At 39.5% G+C, this 22,870-nt stretch carries 21 protein-coding genes; 11 read left to right on the top strand and 10 right to left on the bottom strand.

What is annotated here, in order from left to right; translation table 11 throughout:
* Nucleotides 1-218: 218 nt before the first annotated feature.
* Both glsA and gad read right to left on the bottom strand, forming a co-directional pair.
* Nucleotides 219-1,184, bottom strand: a complete 966-nt coding sequence (gene glsA / locus H8744_RS03045) for a glutaminase A (RefSeq protein WP_262433445.1) — start codon at nucleotides 1,182-1,184, stop codon at nucleotides 219-221.
* A 136-nt stretch (nucleotides 1,185-1,320) separates the two neighbouring features.
* Nucleotides 1,321-2,763, bottom strand: coding sequence for a glutamate decarboxylase (gene gad, locus H8744_RS03040; protein ID WP_262433444.1), 1,443 nt, complete (start codon nucleotides 2,761-2,763; stop codon nucleotides 1,321-1,323).
* Between the two features lie 215 nt (nucleotides 2,764-2,978).
* On the opposite strand from gad, the gene H8744_RS03035 reads away from it, so the two are divergent.
* Both H8744_RS03035 and H8744_RS03030 read left to right on the top strand, forming a co-directional pair.
* Nucleotides 2,979-4,220: an MFS transporter gene (locus tag H8744_RS03035; RefSeq protein ID WP_262433443.1), complete on the top strand. Its 1,242-nt coding sequence runs from the start codon at nucleotides 2,979-2,981 to the stop codon at nucleotides 4,218-4,220.
* A 72-nt stretch (nucleotides 4,221-4,292) separates the two neighbouring features.
* Nucleotides 4,293-5,213, top strand: coding sequence for a DMT family transporter (locus H8744_RS03030; protein WP_262433442.1), 921 nt, complete (start codon nucleotides 4,293-4,295; stop codon nucleotides 5,211-5,213).
* Nucleotides 5,214-5,315: 102 nt separating this feature from the next.
* Here H8744_RS03030 and H8744_RS03025 read toward each other — a convergent pair whose 3' ends face one another.
* On the bottom strand, nucleotides 5,316-6,317 hold the full coding sequence (locus H8744_RS03025) for a malate dehydrogenase (protein ID WP_262433441.1): 1,002 nt from the start codon (nucleotides 6,315-6,317) through the stop codon (nucleotides 5,316-5,318).
* A 198-nt stretch (nucleotides 6,318-6,515) separates the two neighbouring features.
* Here H8744_RS03025 and H8744_RS03020 point away from each other — a divergent pair, with 198 nt between their 5' ends.
* The 7 genes from H8744_RS03020 to H8744_RS02990 all read left to right on the top strand — a co-directional run bounded on the left by H8744_RS03020 (nucleotide 6,516) and on the right by H8744_RS02990 (nucleotide 12,453).
* Nucleotides 6,516-7,355 carry a CvfB family protein gene (locus H8744_RS03020; protein WP_262433440.1) on the top strand — a complete coding sequence of 280 codons (840 nt, stop codon included), beginning with the start codon at nucleotides 6,516-6,518 and terminating at the stop codon, nucleotides 7,353-7,355.
* Nucleotides 7,356-7,474: 119 nt separating this feature from the next.
* Nucleotides 7,475-7,783, top strand: a complete 309-nt coding sequence (bamE, locus tag H8744_RS03015) for an outer membrane protein assembly factor BamE domain-containing protein (protein ID WP_262433439.1) — start codon at nucleotides 7,475-7,477, stop codon at nucleotides 7,781-7,783.
* 36 nt (nucleotides 7,784-7,819) lie between these two features.
* Nucleotides 7,820-8,488, top strand: a complete 669-nt coding sequence (locus tag H8744_RS03010) for a proline and serine-rich protein 1 family protein (RefSeq protein WP_262433438.1) — start codon at nucleotides 7,820-7,822, stop codon at nucleotides 8,486-8,488.
* Nucleotides 8,489-8,508: 20 nt separating this feature from the next.
* A complete protein-coding gene (locus H8744_RS03005; protein ID WP_262433437.1) occupies nucleotides 8,509-9,633 on the top strand; it encodes a dermokine domain-containing protein in 1,125 nt (374 codons plus the stop codon).
* Between the two features lie 360 nt (nucleotides 9,634-9,993).
* Nucleotides 9,994-10,380 carry a sugar 3,4-ketoisomerase gene (locus H8744_RS03000; RefSeq protein ID WP_262433436.1) on the top strand — a complete coding sequence of 129 codons (387 nt, stop codon included), beginning with the start codon at nucleotides 9,994-9,996 and terminating at the stop codon, nucleotides 10,378-10,380.
* Nucleotides 10,377-11,369 (top strand): GNAT family N-acetyltransferase, encoded by a 993-nt coding sequence (locus H8744_RS02995; RefSeq protein ID WP_262433435.1) that lies wholly within the window; start codon nucleotides 10,377-10,379, stop codon nucleotides 11,367-11,369. Before H8744_RS03000 ends, H8744_RS02995 begins: the two co-directional genes overlap by 4 nt.
* A complete protein-coding gene (locus H8744_RS02990) occupies nucleotides 11,353-12,453 on the top strand; it encodes a DegT/DnrJ/EryC1/StrS family aminotransferase (protein WP_262433434.1) in 1,101 nt (366 codons plus the stop codon). Before H8744_RS02995 ends, H8744_RS02990 begins: the two co-directional genes overlap by 17 nt.
* A 71-nt stretch (nucleotides 12,454-12,524) precedes the next feature.
* Here H8744_RS02990 and H8744_RS02985 read toward each other — a convergent pair whose 3' ends face one another.
* Together H8744_RS02985 and H8744_RS02980 are read right to left on the bottom strand one after the other, a co-directional pair.
* On the bottom strand, nucleotides 12,525-13,622 hold the full coding sequence (locus H8744_RS02985) for a hypothetical protein (protein ID WP_262433433.1): 1,098 nt from the start codon (nucleotides 13,620-13,622) through the stop codon (nucleotides 12,525-12,527).
* Nucleotides 13,619-14,497: a glycosyltransferase family 2 protein gene (locus tag H8744_RS02980; protein ID WP_262433432.1), complete on the bottom strand. Its 879-nt coding sequence runs from the start codon at nucleotides 14,495-14,497 to the stop codon at nucleotides 13,619-13,621. The genes H8744_RS02985 and H8744_RS02980 overlap by 4 nt, the downstream gene beginning before the upstream one ends.
* A gap of 79 nt (nucleotides 14,498-14,576) precedes the next feature.
* On the opposite strand from H8744_RS02980, the gene H8744_RS02975 reads away from it, so the two are divergent.
* Nucleotides 14,577-16,070: an O-antigen translocase gene (locus H8744_RS02975; protein WP_262433431.1), complete on the top strand. Its 1,494-nt coding sequence runs from the start codon at nucleotides 14,577-14,579 to the stop codon at nucleotides 16,068-16,070.
* The gene (locus tag H8744_RS02970) at nucleotides 16,054-16,821 is read left to right on the top strand and encodes an LbetaH domain-containing protein (protein WP_262433430.1); all 768 of its coding nucleotides are present in this window, start codon (nucleotides 16,054-16,056) and stop codon (nucleotides 16,819-16,821) included. The genes H8744_RS02975 and H8744_RS02970 overlap by 17 nt, the downstream gene beginning before the upstream one ends.
* Nucleotides 16,822-17,001: 180 nt before the next feature.
* On the opposite strand, the gene H8744_RS02965 is transcribed toward H8744_RS02970, so the two are convergent.
* From H8744_RS02965 to H8744_RS02945, 5 genes are all read right to left on the bottom strand, one after another.
* Entirely contained in the window at nucleotides 17,002-18,315 is a 1,314-nt protein-coding gene (locus H8744_RS02965; protein ID WP_262433429.1) for a TolC family protein, read from the bottom strand.
* A 26-nt stretch (nucleotides 18,316-18,341) separates the two neighbouring features.
* A complete protein-coding gene (locus H8744_RS02960; protein WP_262433428.1) occupies nucleotides 18,342-19,439 on the bottom strand; it encodes an efflux RND transporter periplasmic adaptor subunit in 1,098 nt (365 codons plus the stop codon).
* A 92-nt stretch (nucleotides 19,440-19,531) separates the two neighbouring features.
* Nucleotides 19,532-20,776 (bottom strand): ABC transporter permease, encoded by a 1,245-nt coding sequence (locus tag H8744_RS02955; protein ID WP_262433427.1) that lies wholly within the window; start codon nucleotides 20,774-20,776, stop codon nucleotides 19,532-19,534.
* 4 nt (nucleotides 20,777-20,780) lie between these two features.
* Nucleotides 20,781-22,040, bottom strand: coding sequence for an ABC transporter permease (locus H8744_RS02950; protein ID WP_262433426.1), 1,260 nt, complete (start codon nucleotides 22,038-22,040; stop codon nucleotides 20,781-20,783).
* Nucleotides 22,041-22,079: 39 nt separating this feature from the next.
* The gene (locus tag H8744_RS02945; protein WP_262433425.1) at nucleotides 22,080-22,796 is read right to left on the bottom strand and encodes an ABC transporter ATP-binding protein; all 717 of its coding nucleotides are present in this window, start codon (nucleotides 22,794-22,796) and stop codon (nucleotides 22,080-22,082) included.
* Nucleotides 22,797-22,870 lie beyond the last annotated feature (74 nt).

The raw sequence follows: 22,870 nt of genomic DNA, 5'->3' as shown, positions 1-22,870 counted from the left end.
AGTGGTGCTTTAATGCGTTTACAGTGATGTAATAGTTATTGCATCTAATTCACACGTAGGCAGTAGGTCGTCAGAATCGACTGCAATAAAAAACACAGTTATACAATTAGCAGATATGCTCTTTGCATAAAGGCAATAGTCATACGATTCCCGTATAAAAAAGAGAGGTCACTACCCTTTGACCGGTAATAACCTCTCTACGAAAAAGGACAGAATTTTTATTCAACTACACTAATTTGCTCGCCGTTGAATACATTCAACCCCAGCTTATTCATTATAAATTTGATGGCCAATTGTGCCTTCACTGAATTGCCTGCATTATCCAAAGGAGGAGCAAATGCGGAGATGCCCAATACTCCGGGGAAGACTCCCATCACGCCACCGCCTACACCTGTCTTAGCAGGTATTCCGGAAGTATACATCCAGTCGCCCGTATGCTGATAGAAACCTACAGAAGCAATCATGGAGGTGATTTTCGGTGCTAATTCGGCAGCAAATACCTGTTTCTTTGAAACGGGATTTGTACCACTGTTAGCTATTGTAGCAGCAGCTACGGATAACATTTCGGATGTAACACCCAGTGAGCATTGACGCGTGTAAAGGTCAAGCGACATATCGGGATCATCATAAATACGGTTATAGTTCTTCAATAACCAAGCAATACTGCGGTTGTTGAAGTTCGTTGCCGATTCGGATTTGTATAATTCATCAATCAGTTGCGGAGCATCGTTGCAAAGATCGGTGATGTTTTCTACAATCGCATTCCATTTTTTAGTAGAATCGCCTATCGGCTGTACCATGGAACAGGCAGAGATGGCTCCTGCATTTACCAATGGAGTAGAAGGATGGTCATTTTCCAGAAGGATGGCCATGATAGAGTTGAAAGGCAACCCGGTAGCATCGGCACCAATCATATCCAATACCTTTTTAGCACCGTATTGACGTAGGATTAAAATGGCTGTGGGTACTTTTGAAACGGATTCGATGCCGAAACGATAATTATAATCGCCAACATTGAATTTTTCACCGTTCAACAGACAAACACTTATACCGAATAGATTCTTGTCAATATTGGCCAAGTAGGGGATATAGTTGGCATTATTGCCACCGGTATCGCCTTTAACCTGTTCGTAAGCTTGTTGAACGGCTTCTTTGATTTGCGAAACAGAGATTTTATTATTCATATAGATTCTTTTTAGATTTAGGATCAGACACTTTACAATTTACGATTGAAATATTTTCGATTAACTTTAAGAGAGTAACTAAAAACTAAAGAATACATCCAATCGTAAACCGTAAATTGTCTAATGGCAAATAAATTTATTTTTTAGCAGCCTGTGGCTTACCCGTGTGGTTGAATACTTTCGTAGCTACCGGCAGGTTCTTGTCTTGGGCAATACGGGTAGTGGTCGGGTATTCCAGCTTTTCAAATTCGGCAATTGCGTTCTTGATGTCGCCCAGCAACATGTCTGCCATGTCGCGGCTGAATCCTTGGCGAACTACAATACGCATTACTACGTAATTTTCCAGGTTGTTCGGCAATGTATATGCAGGAACCATCCATCCACTCTGAGCCAGCTTGTCTTGCAGGTCATATAAAGTCCATTTCGCATTTTTAGCATATTCCGGTTTCATGTACCATATAAATAATGGATTCACGACATCTTTAGCATAGTTAACGAACGGAGCCATTTTGGCTATTTCATCATGGAGATATTGGGCAATAGTCAATGAATTGTATTGTACTTCCTTGTATCCCTGGAATCCTAAACGAATGAACTGGTAATATTGTCCCAAAATCTGAGCAGCCGGACGTGAGAAGTTTAGTCCTACCTGAGTAATATCTGCACCCAGATAGTTTACGCTGAATGACATTACCTCGGGGAGATATTTCTTGTCTTTCCAAACAACCCAACCAAGTCCCGGATAAACAAGGCCGAATTTATGACCGGATGTGCTGATAGAAAGTACCCATTTCAAACGGAAATCCCATTTTACTTCCGGGTTGAGGAATGGAAGAATGAAACCACCGGTAGCGGCATCCACGTGGATACAAACTTCATATCCTGTCTTGGCGTTGTAAGCATCGACCGCTTTGTCGAGAGCTTCGACGTCGTCGTTCAATCCTGTCCATGTAACTCCCTGGATAGGTACGATACAGATTGTATTCTCATCACACATTTTCAAAGCTTCTTCAGGATCGAGAGTGGTCTTATCGAGAGTCAAAGGCACCTGACGCATTTCAATCTGCCATAGTTGGGCAAACTTTTCCCATACAACCTGGAAACCGCTTGAGATAACGAAATTAGGTTTATCAAATGGTTTGCCTTGTGCTTGGCGTCTTTTACGCCAACGCAGCCATGCTGCCACGCCCCCTAGCATACAAGCTTCGGAAGAACCGATTGCCAATGCACCCGTTTTCCAGTCTGCTTTTTCAGGAGAATTCCACAGATTGGCCATGATATTGATACATTTACCATTCATGACGGCAATACGGGGATATTCCGTTTCGTCAATATAGTTGATATTGATAGCTTCATTCATTAACTTCGTAGCATAATCATCCATATAAGTGGTGACGAAAGTAGCCAGGTTGAGACGGGGCTGTGTTTGAGCAAAAGTTTCATCTTTTACCATCTGATAGGCGATTTCCGGAGTTGTAGGCCCATCAGGGATTTTATCTACCGGTGCGGGCTGTAACATTCTGTTTGAACCGAATACTTCTGTTTTGGCATCACCTTTTCTGAAATTTAAATCTTCCATAATTACTATAGTTTTAATTAGGTTTAGGATGGCAGGGAGTTTCCCCGTCGGATTTCCCACAAAAACAGTAAGCGGTAATGAAAGTTTGCCCGTTTTACATTATTTGGCGTTTATTAAGGAGGAATTTTTGTGAACTTTCCAAAACGCTTGTTGTTCATAACGAAAACTTAAATTCAGCCGTCAGAGGTCTAACTTAAAAAATAATAGAATTGATTATGAGAATACAAACCGGTCGTGGGACAATTCCCCTTATTACACTCATCGGTATATGGTCTATTTCTGCACTAAATGCACTGCCAGGACTTGCCGTATCTCCTATTTTGGGAAAGCTTTCCGTTATTTTCCCGCATTCTACGGAATTGGATGTGCAGATGCTTTCATCATTGCCATCTTTGTTGATAATTCCTTTTATACTTTTAGCTGGTAAGCTGACGGAACGTGTGAATATCATCCGGTTATTACAGGTGGGGTTGGGGATTTTTGCTCTTAGTGGCATACTTTATCTCTTTTCTAATAAAATGTGGCAATTGATTGCCATCAGTGCCATGTTAGGAGTGGGTTCGGGGATGATCGTTCCTTTGAGTACAGGCTTGATTTCGAAATATTTTGTAGGAACATATCGGGTAAAACAGTTTGGCCTTAGCTCCGCCATAACAAATATAACACTTGTGATAGCTACCGTCGTAACCGGTTATCTGGCTGAAGTAAACTGGCATCTTCCGTTTGTGGTTTATCTGCTGCCACTGGTTTCACTGGTCCTTTCGGTTTATTTGCAAAGGAGTATGATTAGTGAAGGTGGTTCGGTGTCGATGACGAATAAAGAGGATGCTGAAAAGCAGGATACGGAGATAAACGCTGAAATTGGTAATAATAAGAATGGCATAAACATCAAACATCTTGTAGGTGTGATGCTGTTTTATGGACTTGCCACTTATCTTGCCTTGATTATTACTTTCAATCTTCCTTTCCTGATGAAAGAATACCACTTTACCAGTGGGAATTCAGGTGTGATGATCTCCCTTTTCTTTCTGGCTATCATGGCTCCCGGCTTTTTTCTGAATCAAATAGTGAAGCTTTGTGGTAACAAAACTAAATTTTACAGCTTATTGAGCATAGCTTGCGGTTTGTTCTTGATCTGGATTTCTTCCAAGGAATGGATGATAGCTCCGGGATGTATTTTGGTGGGTTTGGGGTATGGAGTTATTCAACCTATTATTTATGATAAGACTACCCATACGGCTATTCCGAAAAAAGTCACATTGGCTCTTGCTTTTGTTATGATGATGAATTACTTGGCCATTTTGCTCTGTCCGTTTATTATGGATTTCTTTCAATCTACGGTATTTCATATCAAGTCGCAACAGTTTGCATTTGTTTTCAATCTATGCATTACTTTGGTTGCACTGGTGTGGGCGTATACCAAAAGGAATACATTCCTATTTGATGATAAGGCATAAGTAGTCGTTCGCATCGTGGAAAAGGGGCATCTTAGATGGCATGTTAAATAGATATAAAGTAAAACTTACATTATGGAGAATAAAAAACTGGAAGCCAATCTGAGTATGGCGGTATCGAAAGTGTTTAGCGGATTGAATATGAATGCCCTTAAATTCTTGCTCCCTTTGTGGTTGAGTCCGTTAACAGGGGCAACGCTTCGCTGTACGTTTGCTGCGGTGGCGTTCTGGGTGATAGATTGGTTTTTGCCATCGGAAGAAAAAACAAGTAAGAAAGACAAATGGTTGCTGTTTCTGTTAGGTGCGGCAGGATTGTATGGTTTCATGTTTCTTTATTTGATCGGATTAAGTAAGACGACTCCTATATCCAGTTCTATTTTTACGAGTTTGCAACCTGTTTGGGTTTTCATCATTATGGTATCTTTCTTTCATGAGCGGGCAACCGGTTTCAAGATTTTGGGCATATCGATAGCACTTGTAGGGGCATTGGTCTGCATCTTGACGCAGAAAAGCGATGATTTGGCCTCGGATGCTTTTGTCGGTAATATGCTTTGTTTGCTTAGTTCAGTAGTTTATGCCATATATTTGGTAGCAAGTAAGAAAATCCTTACAGCAGTGGGAGCCATGACTATGTTGAAATATACTTTTTCCGGTGCGGCTTTTTCTGGGATTATCGTATCGGCTATTACCGGATTTGATGCTCCCGTATTTTCATTGCCTTTACATTGGTTGCCTTTTACCGTGCTGATGTTTGTGCTTATTTTCCCGACAGTGCTAAGCTACATGTTGTTGCCTATCGGTTTAAAATATCTTAAGGCGACGGTTGTTGCCATTTATGGCTATTTGATTCTCATCGTTGCAACGATAGCTTCTTTGATTTTAGGGCAGGATCGTTTTAGTTGGACACAATTGTTTGCCATACTCTTCATATGCGTCGGAGTCTATTTGGTAGAGGTTGCTGAAATAAAGGATAAAACTGTCCTGATAAAGAAATAAAAGTTATTCATCTTCAATAAAAGAACACCGGTTGCATTTCCTGATGGTTTGCAACCGGTGTTCCTTTAGAGTGATCATCCTACTTATTATTCGATATGGAGTCTATTTTATATTCGGATTCAGCATATGCCAATCTTTGATAGGTGGAATGATTCCCATGCCTATTACTTCATCACGAAGCTTGCAAAGATGCTTGTAGCTATCTTCCAGTTCCTGTTGTTCTGCTGGACTACCTGTTACTTCTTTATAACTGATGCCGTCTTTTGTGATAGAAGTTTCCATTGCCATCATTATATGGTCGAATTTTCCATTAGATACGTATGTACCTGCAGGCCAGCGGAAAGGTTCGCCTCCCATTGCTGCAGCAATCATCTCAATGGAAAGGTAGGCAGGACTTTGGAAAGAAGACCTTCCACGCAAATCGATAATGTGTTTACCTCCTTGGATGACGCGCTGTTTGATCGCATCCCATTCTGTTTGCGGTAAACGAGTGGTACCAATCCAATTGGTCAAAGTATCACCATCTACCGTGGTAGTAGAAGCAAATACAGCCATTTGTTCCCCGTGGCCTCCGTAAGTACGGCAGTTCTGTATCTTGGAAGCGGGGATCTTAAAGTATTTCACCAGTTCGTTTTGCAGGCGAGTACTGTCCAATGCTGCCAGTGTAGATACTTGTGAAGGTTTCAGCCCTGAATAAAGTAAAGTAATCAGTCCCGTTATGTCTGCCGGGTTGAATATAACTACCACATGTTTCACTTCCGGACAATATTGGCGGATATCTTTGCCGAATTGAGCGGCAATTTCAGCATTCCCTTTCAAAAGGTCTTCACGAGTCATACCAGCCTTACGTGCAGCGCCACCGGATGATACAATGTAGGATGCTCCCGTCAAAGCTTCTTTGATATCTGAAGTAAATGTCAGGTTGACATCAGCAAATCCGCAATGAAGCAACTCTTCTGCCACACCTTCCAGTGCCGGTGCATATGGATCGTATAAGCAGATGTTGGGAGTCAGTTTCATCATCATAGCCGTCTGAGCCATATTGGAACCGATCATTCCTGCAGCTCCTACAATCGTAAGTTTTTCGTTGGTTAAGAAATTCATAATCATATCTATTTTATAGTTGAACAATCTTAATTTGTTTGTCGTTACAAAGATAACGACATAATGGGTAGAATGTTTATTGAAAAAGGTTCTGGCTGATAATGAAAAGTTATATCAGAGATGCAGATGTAAGGTAAATAGATTATCTTTGTCGGGAATTAACTTATTATTAAGTTCTGATTACTAACCGCTAAATATATGAGTATAAAATTAGGAAAGTTCAACCAGCTGGAGGTTGTGAAGGAAGTAGACTTCGGAATGTATCTGGATGGAGGTGAGGAAGGTGAAATTCTTTTGCCCTCGCGGTATGTGCCTGAAGATTGTAAGGTGGGAGACATGCTGAATGTGTTTCTCTACTTGGATATTGACGAGAGATTGGTAGCTACCACATTGACTCCTTTGGTACAGGTAGGAGAGTTCGCCTGCCTAGAAGTAGCCTGGGTGAATGAATATGGTGCCTTTCTTAAGTGGGGATTGATGAAAGATCTTTTCGTTCCCTTCGGCGAACAAAAGATGAAAATGCAGGTAGGCAATAAATACATCATTCATGCACATATTGATGAAGAGAGCTATCGGATTGTAGCTTCGGCAAAAGTAGACCGTTACCTTTCGAAAGAAACACCGGAATATCAACCGGGCGATGAGGTGGATGTCTTGATCTGGCAAAAGACCGATTTAGGATTTAAAGCCATCATTGACAATAAGTTCGGTGGACTGCTATATGACAGTGAGATATTCCAACCTTTGCATACAGGGATGGAACTAAAAGCTTTTGTGAAGCAAGTGCGCGAAGATGGTAAAATCGATCTTATATTACAAAAACCTGGTTTTGAAAAGGTTGGTGATTTTTCCAAAGACCTGTTGCAATATATCAAAGACCATGAAGGGCATATTGCTTTGACTGATAAAAGCCCGGCAGAAGATATTTATGCGATCTTCGGTGTGAGTAAGAAAACATTCAAGAAGGCTGTCGGTGATTTATACAAAAAGCGTGTGGTTGCTTTGGAAGAAAAGGGTATCCGATTGGTGCGACCCTAATTGCAATAGGGAAAACCCTACTTACGAATAGAGAGAATCATTAGGGTGGGGAGTTTTCTCACCCTATTTTTGTGATATAAAGAAAATATCCAAGTTGATTCACTAAAAATAGGTAGGTTATGAAAAGATTAAGATTGCTTTTATTGTTATTTCCTCTGTTGTTTGCCAGTTGCGGGATACTAACAAATAATATCATGAAGGTACAGGAAGGAATGAGTAGGCAAGAAGTTTCAAAGCTTTTCGGAACACCTGATTTCCGCCGTTTTGACAGGGAAATTGAAGAATGGGAATACCGGGAAGCCTCTGGTGTGCCGGGTGAGTGGAAGGTGGTTGTGATAACGTTTGATGGTGACAAGGTGATTAGCATGAATACATTTACACTTCCCCAAGGGCATGAGCATCATCACCCGCAACCAATCGGGTGTTAGTGAAGTTCAGATATTTTAAAACTTAAAATGATAGATATGATACGTAAATTGATATTCGGTTTCTTCTTTCTTTTGGCAGCAGTTTCGCTAAAAGCTTTTTCATTGGATGGCATCCGGATTGAAAGTCCGGGTGAAAGAATTGTGGTCTTTGTAGACGGACAACGGATTTGTGAGCCGACAAACAGTTGTTTTGTAGCCAATTTGAGAGGGAACTGCCGGGTGGAAGTTTATGCCGCACACCGGAGCGATGATTACAGAAGGGAAGATGCACTTTTTGATGAACGTGTCTATTGCTCAGTAGGAAAAATAAAAGAGATTATTATCCGCGATTCGCACAGGCCGGGACATGGAAATGGCAACCGACCGGATAGACCCGGGCATAACTCCCATGATGCGTATGGTGACCCACCGATGAGCAACAGTTCTTTTGAGCAATTCATCCACTTGATGGATAAGCAAAATTTCACTTCAGATCGTGAAGAGCTACTTAACAATGCATTGATAAGTTCTTATTTTACTACTGACCAATGTATCCGGTTGCTCAAATTCTATACTTTTGATAGCGAGAAGAAAGCGTTCTTAAAAAAGATATACCCTCGCATTGCGGATAAACCGAACTTTTTTCGGGCGATCGATCAACTGACTTTCAGTATGGATAAGAATGAAATAAATGAATTTATAAAGAAGTATCACGAAAATAGATAACCCTATAAAAACGATTGATCATGAAACGAATCATATTAATACTTTTTGCCATCGGGATGACTGCCATGAGCAGTACATGTATGGCCGCCATGAGCAATAGCCGCATTCGCAAGGAGACCCGTTTCCTGACGGATAAGATGGCTTATGAACTGAATTTGAATACACCGCAATATAATGATGTGTATGAGATAAACTTCGACTTCATTTACTCGATCCGTTATCTGATGGATGATGTGATCCGTGGGTACGAATGGGCTTTGAATGATTATTACGAAGCTTTGGATATACGCAATGAGGATTTGCGGTGGGTGTTGTCTGATTCACAATATCGTCGTTTCCTTCGGACAGATTACTTTTACCGTCCGATTTATGCAAGTGGGGGTGGATGGAATTTCCGCGTCTACATCACGTATGTAAACCATAATCATTTTTATTTCCCTAAACCTCACCACTATCGCAGTTATAATGGTGCGCATTACCGGAACCATTATCATGATGGTTACTATCGTGGACGTTACAATCATCCTCATTATTCCGGTGATTTCAGTGTTAGAAATGATAGGGTCTATCGTTCCAATCGCCGTTCTGATTTCGGTTCGGTAACGATCCGTCCGAATACGAATACAAGACCGGGCAACGTTACAAGACCCGGAACTTCCACTCGACCTGGAAGTAGTACTCGACCCGGAACGACGACTCGCCCAAGTACATCAGCCCGTCCTGGTAGCTCAACCAGTACGGATACTCCCACACGCCCAAGTACGTCACGTCCAAGTACTTCGACTTCTCGTCCTAGCACTTCCACCTCCCGTCCGGGTGCTTCTTCGTCTACCAAACAGGAAAGTACATCTGGAAGTAACAGTTCTAACAGAGGGTCCTCTTCCAGTCGTCGAAGCAATTCTACCGGAAGCAATTCAGGAAGGAATTCTTCCTCCGGTTCCTCTACAAGTGGGCGGACGAATAATACGGAAAGCGGAAGAAATACATCCACCAGTCGGGGTAATAGTTCCCGATCAAGTTCTGTTTCAAGCAGTCCGAGCCGTAGCTCTTCCTCTTCAAATTCCTCTTCAGGCAGCAGCAGTCGTAGAAGTAGCACGTCAAGTTCTGCCGGTTCTTCAGAACGGGGAAACAGTTCAAGAAGATAATACACCATTTGAATTTACTAACTATTCGTTCTCAGTGTTTTATAACTTGTTTGATGAGTAACCTTTTCCATCACGTTGGGTATTAATACCCAGCGTGATGGATATTAATATTCAGTGTGATAGGTATTAATGTCCAGCGCGATGAGTGTTAATATCTCAAACGCTGGTTAGCCATATCTGTCTATTTTCTTGTTTAATAGAGCCTGTATTCTCATACTTTTTACTCACTCATAAGATTTAATGTATGTATCTATTGTCAATTGTCATTCGATATAGCATATCCGTTAATTTCCGGTTGTAAAGTTAACATAAAGCCTCAGTCATATAATAATATCCGGTAAATATCGTTTCTTATAAAGTATGGATTATTTAAAGACATTTACAGATAAACGAGGTAGCTTGACACTTCTTGAATTTGAAAAACAGGTACCTTTTACAGTGACACGTGTCTATTGGATATATGATGTGCCACAGGGAGAAGAGCGTGGAAAACATGCAAACAGGCTGTCTTATCAATATTTGATAGCTATCCACGGCAGTGTAGATGTTTGTTTGGAAGATGTGAATGGGAGAAGGACGTATCATCTGACATCAAAATCGGAAGGATTATTGGTTCCTCCCGCTACTTGGAATGAACTGAGCAATTTCTCTTCGGATGCCGTTTTATTAGTTTTCGCTTCTCATGTATATTGTCCTGAAACTTATATAAATTCTTACGAGGAATTTTTGGATTTCATAAAACGATGAATGAGCATATTGCAGAATCGCGGTTAAACGTAACCCGTTATACTCAAGATCTGAAACACATTTGGGATCAATTCGTTCCGGAGACTAAGAATGGGACTTTCTTATTGCAACGTGATTATATGGACTATCACTCCGATCGGTTCGATGATCATTCGTTGATGTTCTACAAAGGGGAACAACTGATCGCATTATTGCCGGCTCATCTTTCCGGAAATGCTTTTTGCACTCATAATGGATTGACATACGGTGGATTGCTCCTTTCTTATCAGGCAACAATAGATTTGGTACTGGAAATATTCCGTTTGCTTTTTCAATATCTGAAGGAAATACCGGAAGTGGAGAGAATCATATACCGTCCGGTTCCACATATATATCATGCTTATCCTTCGGAGGAAGATCTTTATGTTCTTTTCCGTACAAATGCACATGTGATTGAACGCAAGATTTCTTCGGTAGTCTTACTAGACAAACCTCTCCCTTTCCGTACCTTGCACCGCCGGAAATTGAAAAAAGCCCAACATACAGGTTTGAACATTTGTACGGACAACGCCTTTGAACTCTTTTGGCCGATATTAGAAGCCAATCTGGAGAAACGTTATGACGCACAGCCTGTACATTCTTTGAAAGAGATGATGCTGCTTCATTGTTATTTTCCTGCAGAGATAGAACTCCACCGCGTTGTAAATGTGGAGGGTGAAACCATAGGGGGATGTGTGGTGTATGTTACTCGGCAAGTTGCCCATGTTCAATACATCGGTTCAACCGAATATGGGAGAAGTGTAGGCGCACTTGATTATTTGTTCGATTATTTGCTTTATGACCGGTACGCAAACAAGAAGTATTTCGATTTTGGAACTTCGGTTGAAGAGGGGGGGCGGTATCTGAATGCAGGATTGATTTTTCAGAAAGAAGGATTCGGAGGTCGTGCTGTCGTATATGATGCTTATGAATTAAATTTAAAATTCCTGTCAAATGATAAAGTATTTTGAATTACAGCGTGTCAGTGACTCGTTCGAGCCTGAACTGTCGGAGGCAATAAATAGAGTGATTAAATCCGGATGGTATATTCAGGGAAATGAAAATGCAAAATTCGAGTCTCGATTTGCGGAATATTGCGGAGCGAAATATTGCGTAGGTACGGGAAATGGTATGGATGCACTGACACTTATTTTTATGGCTTACCAGCAGTTGGGCATTATGCAACCCGGAGATGAAGTGATTGTACCTGCCAATACTTGTATAGCTACTATCATCGGTGTACTTCGTGCCGGACTGAAACCGATACTCTGTGAACCTTGTTGGGATACCTGCAATATAAATCCTGAAAAAATAGAAGAATGCATAACCTCCCGTACCCGTGCCATACTCCCGGTACACCTTTATGGGCGTTGTGCGGATATGGATCCGATCCTTGCCATTGCCCATCGTTATCATTTGAAAGTAGTAGAGGATGTAGCACAAGCGCACGGTGCGGTATATAAAGGAAAACATGCCGGACATCTGGGAGATGCAGCCGCGTTTAGCTTTTATCCTTCTAAAAATCTTGGAGCTTTGGGCGATGGTGGAGCTGTTGTTACTGATGATGAAGAAGTAGCTTCTTTAGCGCGTTCATTGGGTAACTACGGATCTTCTGCAAAATATATACATCCTTACCAGGGCATTAACAGCAGACTTGACGAATTACAGGCTGCCGTACTTTCAGTCAAACTTTCGCGATTGGATGCCAACAATGAACGTCGCCGGACGATTGCGCGCCTTTATATAGATGGTATACATAATTCTTTGTTGACTTTGCCTCAGGTCGATGAATGGGAACAGCATGTATTTCATATTTTTCCTATCTTTTCACCTGTTCGTGACCGTTTGCAAGCTTATCTTACAGAAATGGGAATACAGACATTGATCCATTATCCTATTCCACCACATAAACAAGGGGCTTTGAGTGAATATAGCTCTCTCGATCTACCTGTTACCGAACGAATTCATCGCGAGGTACTGAGTCTTCCGCTTTCTCCGCAAATGTCGGACGAGGAAGTGGGACAGGTGATTGCTGCACTAAATAGGTTTGAATAGATCCGGATTGCATATAATGTCTTGTACCCGGATCTTTCTTCTTGCATAGTAACTTGTCAAAGAATGGAAAATTAATGTGTTGTCCAGAAATCAACATATTCTTGGGCTACTTTTATATAGTCATGGTGCTTTTGGACATATTCTATACTCTGTGCCGAAAGCTCAGGTATTCTTTCTTTATGCAATACAATATCTTCTAACTTTTGAAAAATGTCTTCTTCCGAAGGATAAACGTTTATAATAGGACGTAATTGCTTTTCGTTTAATATATCATAATTTTCTTCTTCTCCACCTCCTACTACTACAATTCCTTTGGCCATTGCCAAAAGTGAATTCATTGATGGGGTGTAAGAATATAACTGATCTAATTGGACATCTGCTCCATCCAGTAGTTTTTGGTATTGAATATAAGGAATATTCTTGGCTTCAGTGATATGGCATAAATCAGGATATTTCTGTTGTACTTTTTTTAGTACCGGATACATGATATCTGTTCCTTTGACATCACTGCGTTCAGATTGGATACCTATGAAGAAATTTAATTTATCGGGTATATTATGCACTCGACTTGTTATTTCGTTGCAATTAATAGGTAAGGGTATAAAGGTGACTTTATCTTCGAAATATGGTGCATAGGATACATAGTATTCCCAAAGGCATGCTATAATCCCATTACATGTTTTTGCTATTTCTTGGTTGGCACGGGCTGTTCCACCTGTTAGACATTCTTGTAATTCTATTCGATTAGTTGGAGTGTCTTTAAAAGTATTACCGATTTTGAAATCGGAATAGCGAAACGTATTAGTTTCCATACATGCTTTTGCATAATAATAATCAGTTCCGAATGCTCCGAGGAAAATCTTCTTGTTGTATTTTTTAAGGTAACGATAAAAAGGCAAGGCTTTTTCAGAACGTATACGTAAAAAATAGGGATGATTGATCTGAACGATATCATAATTTCTGAATTTGGGGAAATGATATAATATTCGTCCTAAACAAAGTAAGCCGTCTTTGAAACTGCTTGTTTGACGATTTAATGAAATGTCAAATTTATATTGTCTCCACCCATTATGGCTTGCTGCAACATGTACTTCATGGCCCAAAATACGTAAACCTTGAGCAAGTGTCCAGTGTAAATTGCTACATTCTCCGATTAGTAATATTTTCATAAATAAATTAATGTATTTATAATTTTACATGTTATAGAATATTTCCAAGAATAACTTTTATCCGGTAAGGGTAATAGTCCGTCGTTGACTAATTCTTTTATTTTGGTTCGAATTTCCATTATGCTGAGTTTATTCCTTCTTAATTGTCGTATGTAATCTATAGTAAGGAAATTTAATCTACGAGTTAACGCGTTTTGAGAAATCTGAGAGATCAACTCTTCTGTTTTTAATAAATGATCAATTCGCATCAACATGGCATGAAAGTCGTTTATCCGTTTTGTTTGCGTTTCCTTTGTTTGTGTACTTGTAATAGATTGTTGCTGGCAACAATAAGCGTAAACCGGATAATCCGTGATAATTGTTTTTTGTGCAAAGCAATATGCTTTTGCGACAAAGTCTTCATCTTCATGGTATCGGTTTTCTGCAAATCTAAAAGAAGATATAAATTCTTTACGAAATATATGCCGGCATGCACTTCCTGTAAAATTGTGGGAACTCATATATTCAGCACCTGAAAGATATGTTGAATATGAAAATCTCTTTTCAAGAGTTAATTTGCTTTGGTTGATAATGACCTTTCTGAGACCGAAGGAGAGGATGTCTGGCTCATGGATTTCTATAAGTGCTAAGCATTTAAGCAGACTGTCTTGGAAAATGTAATCATCTGCATCTATAAAAATAATGTATTTGCCTATTGCTTGGCTCAGGCCAATATTGCGTGCTCCACCTAAACCTCTTCCGTTATCATTTGCAATGATAATTTCATAATCACTGTCTTTTATTCCTTGATTTTTAATGGATTTAATACAGCGATTTAATAGTTCCTTGTTTGCATTACCATAAAACGGTATAATGAAGCTTAATTTTACATTCATGGGAACAAAGATAATAATTTGCTTTGTTATTTAACTTATACGTCATATTTTTGTGGAGGTAAATGAACTTTTTAATTAGATGACAAATCAACAGTCAACCTATCGCCAAATATTCAAAGCAACCAGTATATTTGGAGGCGTGCAGATCTTTAATATATTGATAAATATCATTAAATCCAAAATTCTTGCTGTACTGCTAGGTCCTACGGGGATCGGATTATTTGGAATGTTGAATTCTACTTTAGATGTTTTAAAAACGATTACAGGCTTGGGGATAAACTCCAGTGCGGTAAAGGAAATTTCAGAGGCTGCAGGGAGTGGTGATATTGTAAAAGTCTCTCGTATATTGAAAACTTTGCAACGTTGGTTGCTTCTAACAGGGCTTTTGGGATTTATAGTCACATTACTACTAGCTTCTCATCTAAGCCAATGGACTTTTGGTAATAAAGAATATACATGGTCTTTTATATGGTTATCTGTGGTTCTGTTTTTTGCAGCCTTAAGTTCAGGACAATTAGCTGCTTTGCAAGGAATGCGGAAAATTGGTTATATGGCTAAATCGGGAATGATTGGTTCATTTGTCGGTTTACTATTGTCGATCCCCCTTTTCTATTTATTTTCTTATAATGGCATTGTGCCGTCTATTATTATTTCGGCAGTTTGTACACTCATATTTTCTTCGGTTTATGCCAAGAAGATAAAAACGGTAAAAGTGAATGAACCCTTTTTGAAATCTTTGGGGCACGGTTTGGGACTGATTAAGTTAGGTATAGCTATGATGTTTAGCGGATCATTGGCTATTATTGCTGGGTACATCTTAAAAGCTTATATAACACAAAAAGGAGGGATTATAGATGCAGGAATTTTTCAAGCTGGTTTTTCAATTTCTGAGGGCTATTTTGGATTGATATTCACTGCTATGGCGACTGATTATTATCCACGTTTGGCTGCAGTAAACAAAGATAATTTAAGAATTAAAGATGAAGTAAACAAACAAGCCGAAATAGGTATATTGATAGCTTCACCAATTATAATTATAGCATTATTTTTAATGCCAGTTGCGATTAGAATACTTTATTCAAAAAGTTTTCTCAATGCTGTTACTTATGTGAATTGGGCTATGTTGGGGAATATCTTTAAAATTGCATCTTGGGCTATGGGATATGTTTTACTGGCTAAAGGGAAAAGCCAAATATTTATTTGTACGGCAATATTTTTTAATTCAACTTATTTGGTTTTAAATATTACTGGGTATAATTGGTTGGGAATTGAAGGCCTTGGTGTTGCCTTTTTTATTTATTATATAATTCATTTTATTGGAATATATATCATATGTAGTCTGTTTTTTAACTTTGGATTTCAAAAAAGTTTCAAGAAATTATTTTTGAGTATATTAGCATTGTCTATTGTGGCGTTTTATATACAATCTGTGGAAAATATATGGATAAAATATATATTTGCAGCCTTTGTATTTATGGTGAGCTTGTATTTGTCTTATTATCATTTAAATAAGAAGATTGGAATAAAGCAGATAATAATAAAGAAAATAAATAAAAATGGGAAACGTTTTTGATAAAACCTATGGTTTTATATCTGATGTGATACATGTCAATTGGCTTAAAACTCTATATATTAATTTTCGTATGTTACCATTTATTGATGCAATAAGGCTACCGATTATCATATGGGGTAGATGTCAACTTGCATTAAAAGGTGGTAAGATCGTATTTGCGGTACCGGTTAAGAGAGGGTTATTAAAAATTGGATACCACTATGAAATATTTAGCTTTAAGGAGCCTTCCCAAATTAAAGTTCATGGTACGTTTACCATTAAGGGAGAAGTATGGTTGGGATCTTCTATTAAGATATTTATTGAGCCAAATGCTAATTTATGTATGGGGGAATTATCGAGTCTGGGTTCTTGTAGCTCTTTAGTATGTTCTAAAAGTGTTGTTTTTTCCGATTATGCTCGTGTCGGGAGTTTTTCTGATATTTCAGATAGTAACTATCATTATATGAAAAATCTTATAGATAATTCGATTTTTCCTTATAGTAAACCAATTCTGATAGGAACGCGGAATTACATAGGGTCCAGAGTTGCACTTCTTCCGGGTACGATGACTCCTGATAATATTACAATTGGATTTGGTTCCGTTTGTAATAAAGATTATAGGGGAATAATACCAGAGAATTCAATAATGGCAGGTGTCCCTGCTAAATTAGTGAAGAAAGATATAGTTAGGATATTTGATTTTAAAAAGGAATCAGTGATAAGAGACTTCTTCTTGCAGTCGGGTGAGGACGTTTACTATGATAATATATAACCATTTTCATAATCAAATTTCATTGTCTTACTTATATTTTCGGCTTTTAATAAATTTTGCAGATGTTCCAATCATAGCATAAAACAGGAAACTCTTTGATTTAGATTTAACTTAAATCAAGGAGTTTCCTGTTTTATGCTATGAGGCATATTACCATAATATGAGTTCTCAAATAGTTTTTTATTCTATCATTTTACCTCTATAGAAATCGAGTATCTTAGTACGGAAAATATAATCGTATTTAGCTTGTATTTTGTCAGATTGAGCCTTCATCAGATTTTGTTTTGCTTCGTTATATTCAATGAAAGTTGCTTTCCCATTATCAAATTTCTCATTAATTAATCTGAATGATTCATTATTGGCAGTAACAGCCGCAGTACTGCTGTTGAATTTACTTTCGGCAGCGACGGCATTATACCAAGCTTGTTGGATCTCTTTATAGAGCGTCTTCTTGGTATTATCAAGTTGTAGAGCAAGATTTGTTTGTTGCAATTTGGCTTTTCGTACGCGGTTACGGGTAGAAAAACGATTAAATAATGGAATATTCAGATTAAAACTGACATTTTTATTGAAATTGTTTTTTAGCTGTCTGCCGAAACCATCATTTGATGCTCCGTTTATGGTATAATAGTTTGTCCCTAATCCTGCACCGAATGATAATTGAGGGTAATAATCGCTTTGGGCGATGCGTATACTTTTTTGGCTTCCTTCTAAACGGAATTGTGCTGCACGGATACCCGGCTTGTTTACCAAAGCCTCCGTATAAATTTCATCCGGTGGAGTCAATGGGATGAACGCTGTTAGTGTGTCGGGTTCTACAAGTGAAAAGCCTTCGGGTGTTGGTAATTCTAATAGTTGACTTAAGTCTAGAAGAGCAAGTTTATAATTATTATTGGCCTGTACCAGATTCATTTCATCTTGTGCAACGCGAGCTTGGGCTTCAGCAACTTCAGCAGCAGCGGCTTTACCTACTTCTGCAAGACGGGTTATTCGTGAGCTTTGCTCTTTACTGAGTTGCACTTGGCTAGCCGCTACTTTACTGAGTTCCATATTGAATAAAACCTGTAGAAAAGCGGAAGTGACATTTATTGCCACATCTTCTTTGGCTTTATTCAAGTCTTCTATGGCTGCTTTAAAATTGAGTTTAGACAGTGCATATTGATTGGGTAATTCCAATCCTGTAAAGATTGGAATGTTACTGTTGAGCCCAAATTGAGTACTTCCACTATTGATGTCACTGTATGTGTTGTCAACCGGTGAAGGAGAACGTCCCCACGACCAAGCTTGTCCCGCTGAACCGTTCAGATTCGGAAGTCTTGCCCATTTGGCAGAATTCACATCCACTGCACTTTGATCCGCAGCATTGGCTGTCTGGAGTACATTGATATTATGCTCTATGGCGTAATCGATACATTGGCGTAGTGTCCAACTTTCTTGCGCCTGAGTAGTAACACATACTGTTATGAGTGAGAATATGATAACTTCTTTTTTCATAATTGTTCTACATATTGGTTCATTCTTTATTTTTTCTTCTCTGCTCCTCGTAGCTTATCCTTTGTTGTCACTCCGTTCTTAATTTCAATCTTGATGCCGTTGCTCATTCCTGCGATAACTTGTTTGCGTTGAAATTTCTGTTCCGGTACGGAATCGGTCAAGATATATACAAAGGTGGAATCACCATTGAATTCAATTACACTTTCGGGAACTGCAAGAGCTTTCTGCGCCCGCTCAAGAACAATTTCTGCATTCGCTGAATAGCCGGAGCGTATTTGTACGCTGTCCGGAACGATGACTGCCGCCTTGATTTCGAATTGGTTCGCCCCATTTTCTTCCACACCTTTCGGAGAAATGTATTCTAGATGGGCTTCGAATGTCAAGTTCTGTAAAGCACCGATGGTCAGTTTGACGGGCATCCCTTCGTGAATACGTCCTACTTCTGTTTCATCTATCTTCCCACGGAAAATCAGGTCGTTCATATTGGCTACTGTGGCTATGGTAGTACCATCATTAAATGTATTACTCATGATAACAGAGTTACCTGCTTTCACCGGTACGTCAAGAATCAGCCCGTCAATCGTTGAACGAATCAAAGTACTTGATAGGGATGCACTGTTTTTTGTGATACCTTCTTTTATGATCTCGAGAGCATCTTTTGCTGTCTGTACTTCCTCTCGAGCTTGTTTCAGGGATACTTCACTTTTCTCAAAATCTTCCCGACTAATAAGCTTATCTTTAAACAGTTTGTCTATGCGGTCGAAATCTGTTTGTGCTTGATTCTCATTAATTTGTGCTATTCGTACGCGGCTTTCGGCAGAGTTTACTTGGCCCAATTCTGGGATTACCTTCACTTTGGCAATAACTTCCCCTTTTCGTATGGTTTGTCCGGCTTCTTTATAGACTTCATCGATAATGCCGGAAATTTGAGGTTTAATAAGAATCTCATCGCGTGGTTCTACTTTGCCGGTGGCTACAGTTGTCTTTTGAAGATCTGTAACTTCTGCTGTTACAGTGTCATATACGGTAACTTTAGGTCTTGATTTCATCCACAGGAATACAAAAGTACCTATGATACCGGCAGCCAGAAGTACCAGTAGTGTGATTTTCAGAATCTTTTTCATCTTAATCTTATTTTTGATTATTATATTATTCGCTTATTTGAATCGTATATCATAATTGCCTTCATCTTTTTCTGTAAAGAGGGAGGAGTGGCTTACTCATCCCTGATAGCTTCAATCGGTTTTATAGCCATAGCGCGATAAGCCGGAGCTAATCCTGCCAAGATACCCAAAGTAATGAGTAAAGCACATGTTCCGACTGCCAGTCCAAATGTAACCTGATAACCGTAAGTTTCCCCATTGTCCCTGATTGTCGCCATATCCAATATCTGCAATACAAGCACGGCAAATGAAATGCCGATCATTCCCGCTACTGTGGTTAATACTATACTTTCTGACAGGATTTGTTGGAGAATATCTTTTGGACGGGCACCAATGGCGCGGCGGATTCCTATTTCCGTAGTACGTTCACGAACGGTTACCATCATAATATTCGATACTCCGATAGCACCTGCCAACAAAGTGCCGAGTCCTACCATCCAGATAAGGATTTTTATGCCAATAAACAAGTTGTCCATCATTGAAAACATCGCTTCGGTGTTCAGTAACATGATTGCTTGCTTGTCATCCGGGGCAATGAAATGAGCTTCTTTAATGATACGTTCTACCTCTGGTTGTACATCTGTTACTTTTAGTCCCGGTCTTACTGTAAAGCAAGCCAGTTCTATATTACGTCCAAGATTGTATGCCTGTTGCATGGTTGTGAAAGGTAGTATGACGGATTCTGATGATTGTCCTTGGATGTTGATGTCTCCTTCTGTTATTGATAATCCGATGATGCGGTAATAGATACCATCGACACGGATGTATTTCCCGATAGGATCGGAACCGGGAGCAAATAAACTTTCATAAACTCGTTTTCCGATTACGCATACCTTACGTGCTTCACGGATGTCAACATCATTGATAAAACGGCCTTTATTTATTTTTTGTGCTTCGATATGCTCGTATTCAGGATGTAATCCTTTTACAATGCAATTGAACTTTTTATCTTCATATACAGATTTTGAACCCCAACGAGCTATCGAAGGTGTGATTAACTCAATACCTTCAACATTCTTACGTATGCGTTCGATATCATCAATATTCATGCTCCACCAGCGGCCTTTGCGAAAGCCTTTGTATGCCTCACCGGTTTGTTGTGGCCATGCAAAACCCGAATTGGTGGCAAATCCTTCAAATTGTACGCGCATTGCATTTTGCATACCCCGACCGCCTCCGATAAGTGCTACGAGCATAAATATGCCCCAGAATACCCCGAATGCCGTAAGTAGGCTCCGGGTTTTGTTTCTTGTTATTGTGAGAAGTATTTCCTCACATGTATCCATATCTATTCTCATAATCTTAATCTGCTCTAAGTGCTTCAATCGGTCGGATACTTACTGCCTTGCGTGCCGGGAAGAATCCTGCCAGTGTCCCGGCTAGTATTAAAGTAAGTGTGGCTTGTATGGCGATGCTGATATCTACTGTCGGATTAGAGAATACTGTCTGTGACCATATGCCATTGTCCATTTGTTGGTGTCCAAAGGTGGAATTCATCCATTCGGTAGCGGCAATACCTGCTACCATTCCTATATAACCGAAGAATGTAGTAATAGTGACGCTCTCTACTATAATGAGCCATAGAATCGATCTGGGTTTAGCTCCCAATGCTTTCCGGATTCCAAATTCACGGGTACGTTCTTTTACCGTGATTAGCATGATGTTAGATACACCGACAATTCCACTCAACAAAGTAAAAATACCTATAACCCATATGGCTGTACGTAGCATCGTTGCTGCTCCTAGACTTTGCAGATAGTTAGTGAACCGGTTCCATATCCAGATAGCGCTGTCGTCTGTTGGATCAAAACGATGTTGGGCTCCCAATACTTTGCGGTATTGAGCTTCGAATGCTTCATTGTCTTCCAGTGAATTAAGATTTTTGGTCGTAAATATTAAATTGTTCAGCTTATCTCCTTTATTATAAATGGTTTGTAGTGTAGAGAAAGGAATATAGGCATCACTTGAACTATTGTCTCCTTGGTCTTTGTAAAGACCTACGACCTGATAAATTATATCTCCGGCTTTTACGCTTTGTCCAATGGGTTCGGTACGAGATTTTCCGAAAAGTATTTCTGCTGTTTTTACATTAAGTATGGCTACTTTTCTCCGTTGTTGTATGTCTATGTCGTTGATGAATCGACCTTGAGCAAGTTTTACAGTTTCCACTTCTGTGAAGTTCGGGAATACACCAGTAAGGTTTAGGTTGACATATTCTTTACCGAAGCTCATGTTGACGCTTCCTTGGTATACAGTTGCCCCAGCACTGATTACATGGTCTTTAAAATATTTTTCAGTCGCATTCAAGTCCTTGTTGTCCAGTCGGATGTTTCGCCCTTCTTTCAGACCTTCGTACGATTTTGTAGTCCATCCGGGAAATATTTTGATAGAATTCAATGCACGTTCCGAAGAAGACTCCTCAAAGGCGTGTATCAGTCCATTGCCTGCCCCCAGTAAAACGATAAGCATAAAAATGCCCCATGCTACGGCAAAACCTGTGAGAAATGTACGAAGTTTGTTTCGTTTGATCGTACTGTATATTTCTTGCCAAATATCTATCATGTTCGAAAGTGGATTTTAGTTGTTAATAGCTTGGAAGAATTATTTCATGAAACCGTTCTGTCCGAAAGGAGAAGCATCATGATTCCGATTTTCCTCGATACGTTCAATGATTCCGTCTTTGATATGGATGATTTTATCCGTTTGGTTGGCAACTCCACTTTCATGGGTAACAACGACGATAGTCATTCCGGATTTATGCAGGTCTTTCAGAATCTGCATTACTTCAACCGAAGTTTTACTGTCTAATGCACCGGTAGGTTCATCCGCCAGTATAATCTGAGGCTGTGTGATCAATGCGCGGGCAATTGCTACGCGCTGTTTTTGTCCACCGCTCATTTCATTAGGCATATGGTGCGCCCACTCCTTTAATCCCAGTTTTTCAAGATATTCCAATGCCATGGCATTGCGCTTCTTTCGGCTTACCCCTTGATAGAACAAAGGTAAAGCAACATTCTCCACTGCATTTTTGAATGAAATAAGATTGAATGACTGAAAGATAAATCCGATCATTCGATTACGGTACTCGGCGGCTTTTGTTTCACTGAGGTTTTTTATAAGTACATTGTTCAGATAATATTCTCCGGTATCATAATTATCCAATATACCTAATATGTTGAGTAATGTAGATTTTCCCGACCCGGAGGCCCCCATGATAGAAACGAACTCACCTCGTTTGATTTCGAGATTTATACCTTTGAGTACATGAAGAGGTGCCCCGTTATAGTAAGTCTTGTTAATGTCTTTAAGGTGTATCACAATTCCTTTTATTTAGTTCTTTTTTTCTTATGATTTCTTTTATTAGACGCGAAGGAGATACGAAAAGTTGCAAA

Source organism: Jilunia laotingensis (assembly GCF_014385165.1).
GTDB lineage: Bacteria > Bacteroidota > Bacteroidia > Bacteroidales > Bacteroidaceae > Bacteroides > Bacteroides laotingensis.
The sequence above is the reverse complement of the archived record's forward strand: the minus strand, read 5'-3'. Positions and strand labels throughout refer to the sequence as shown.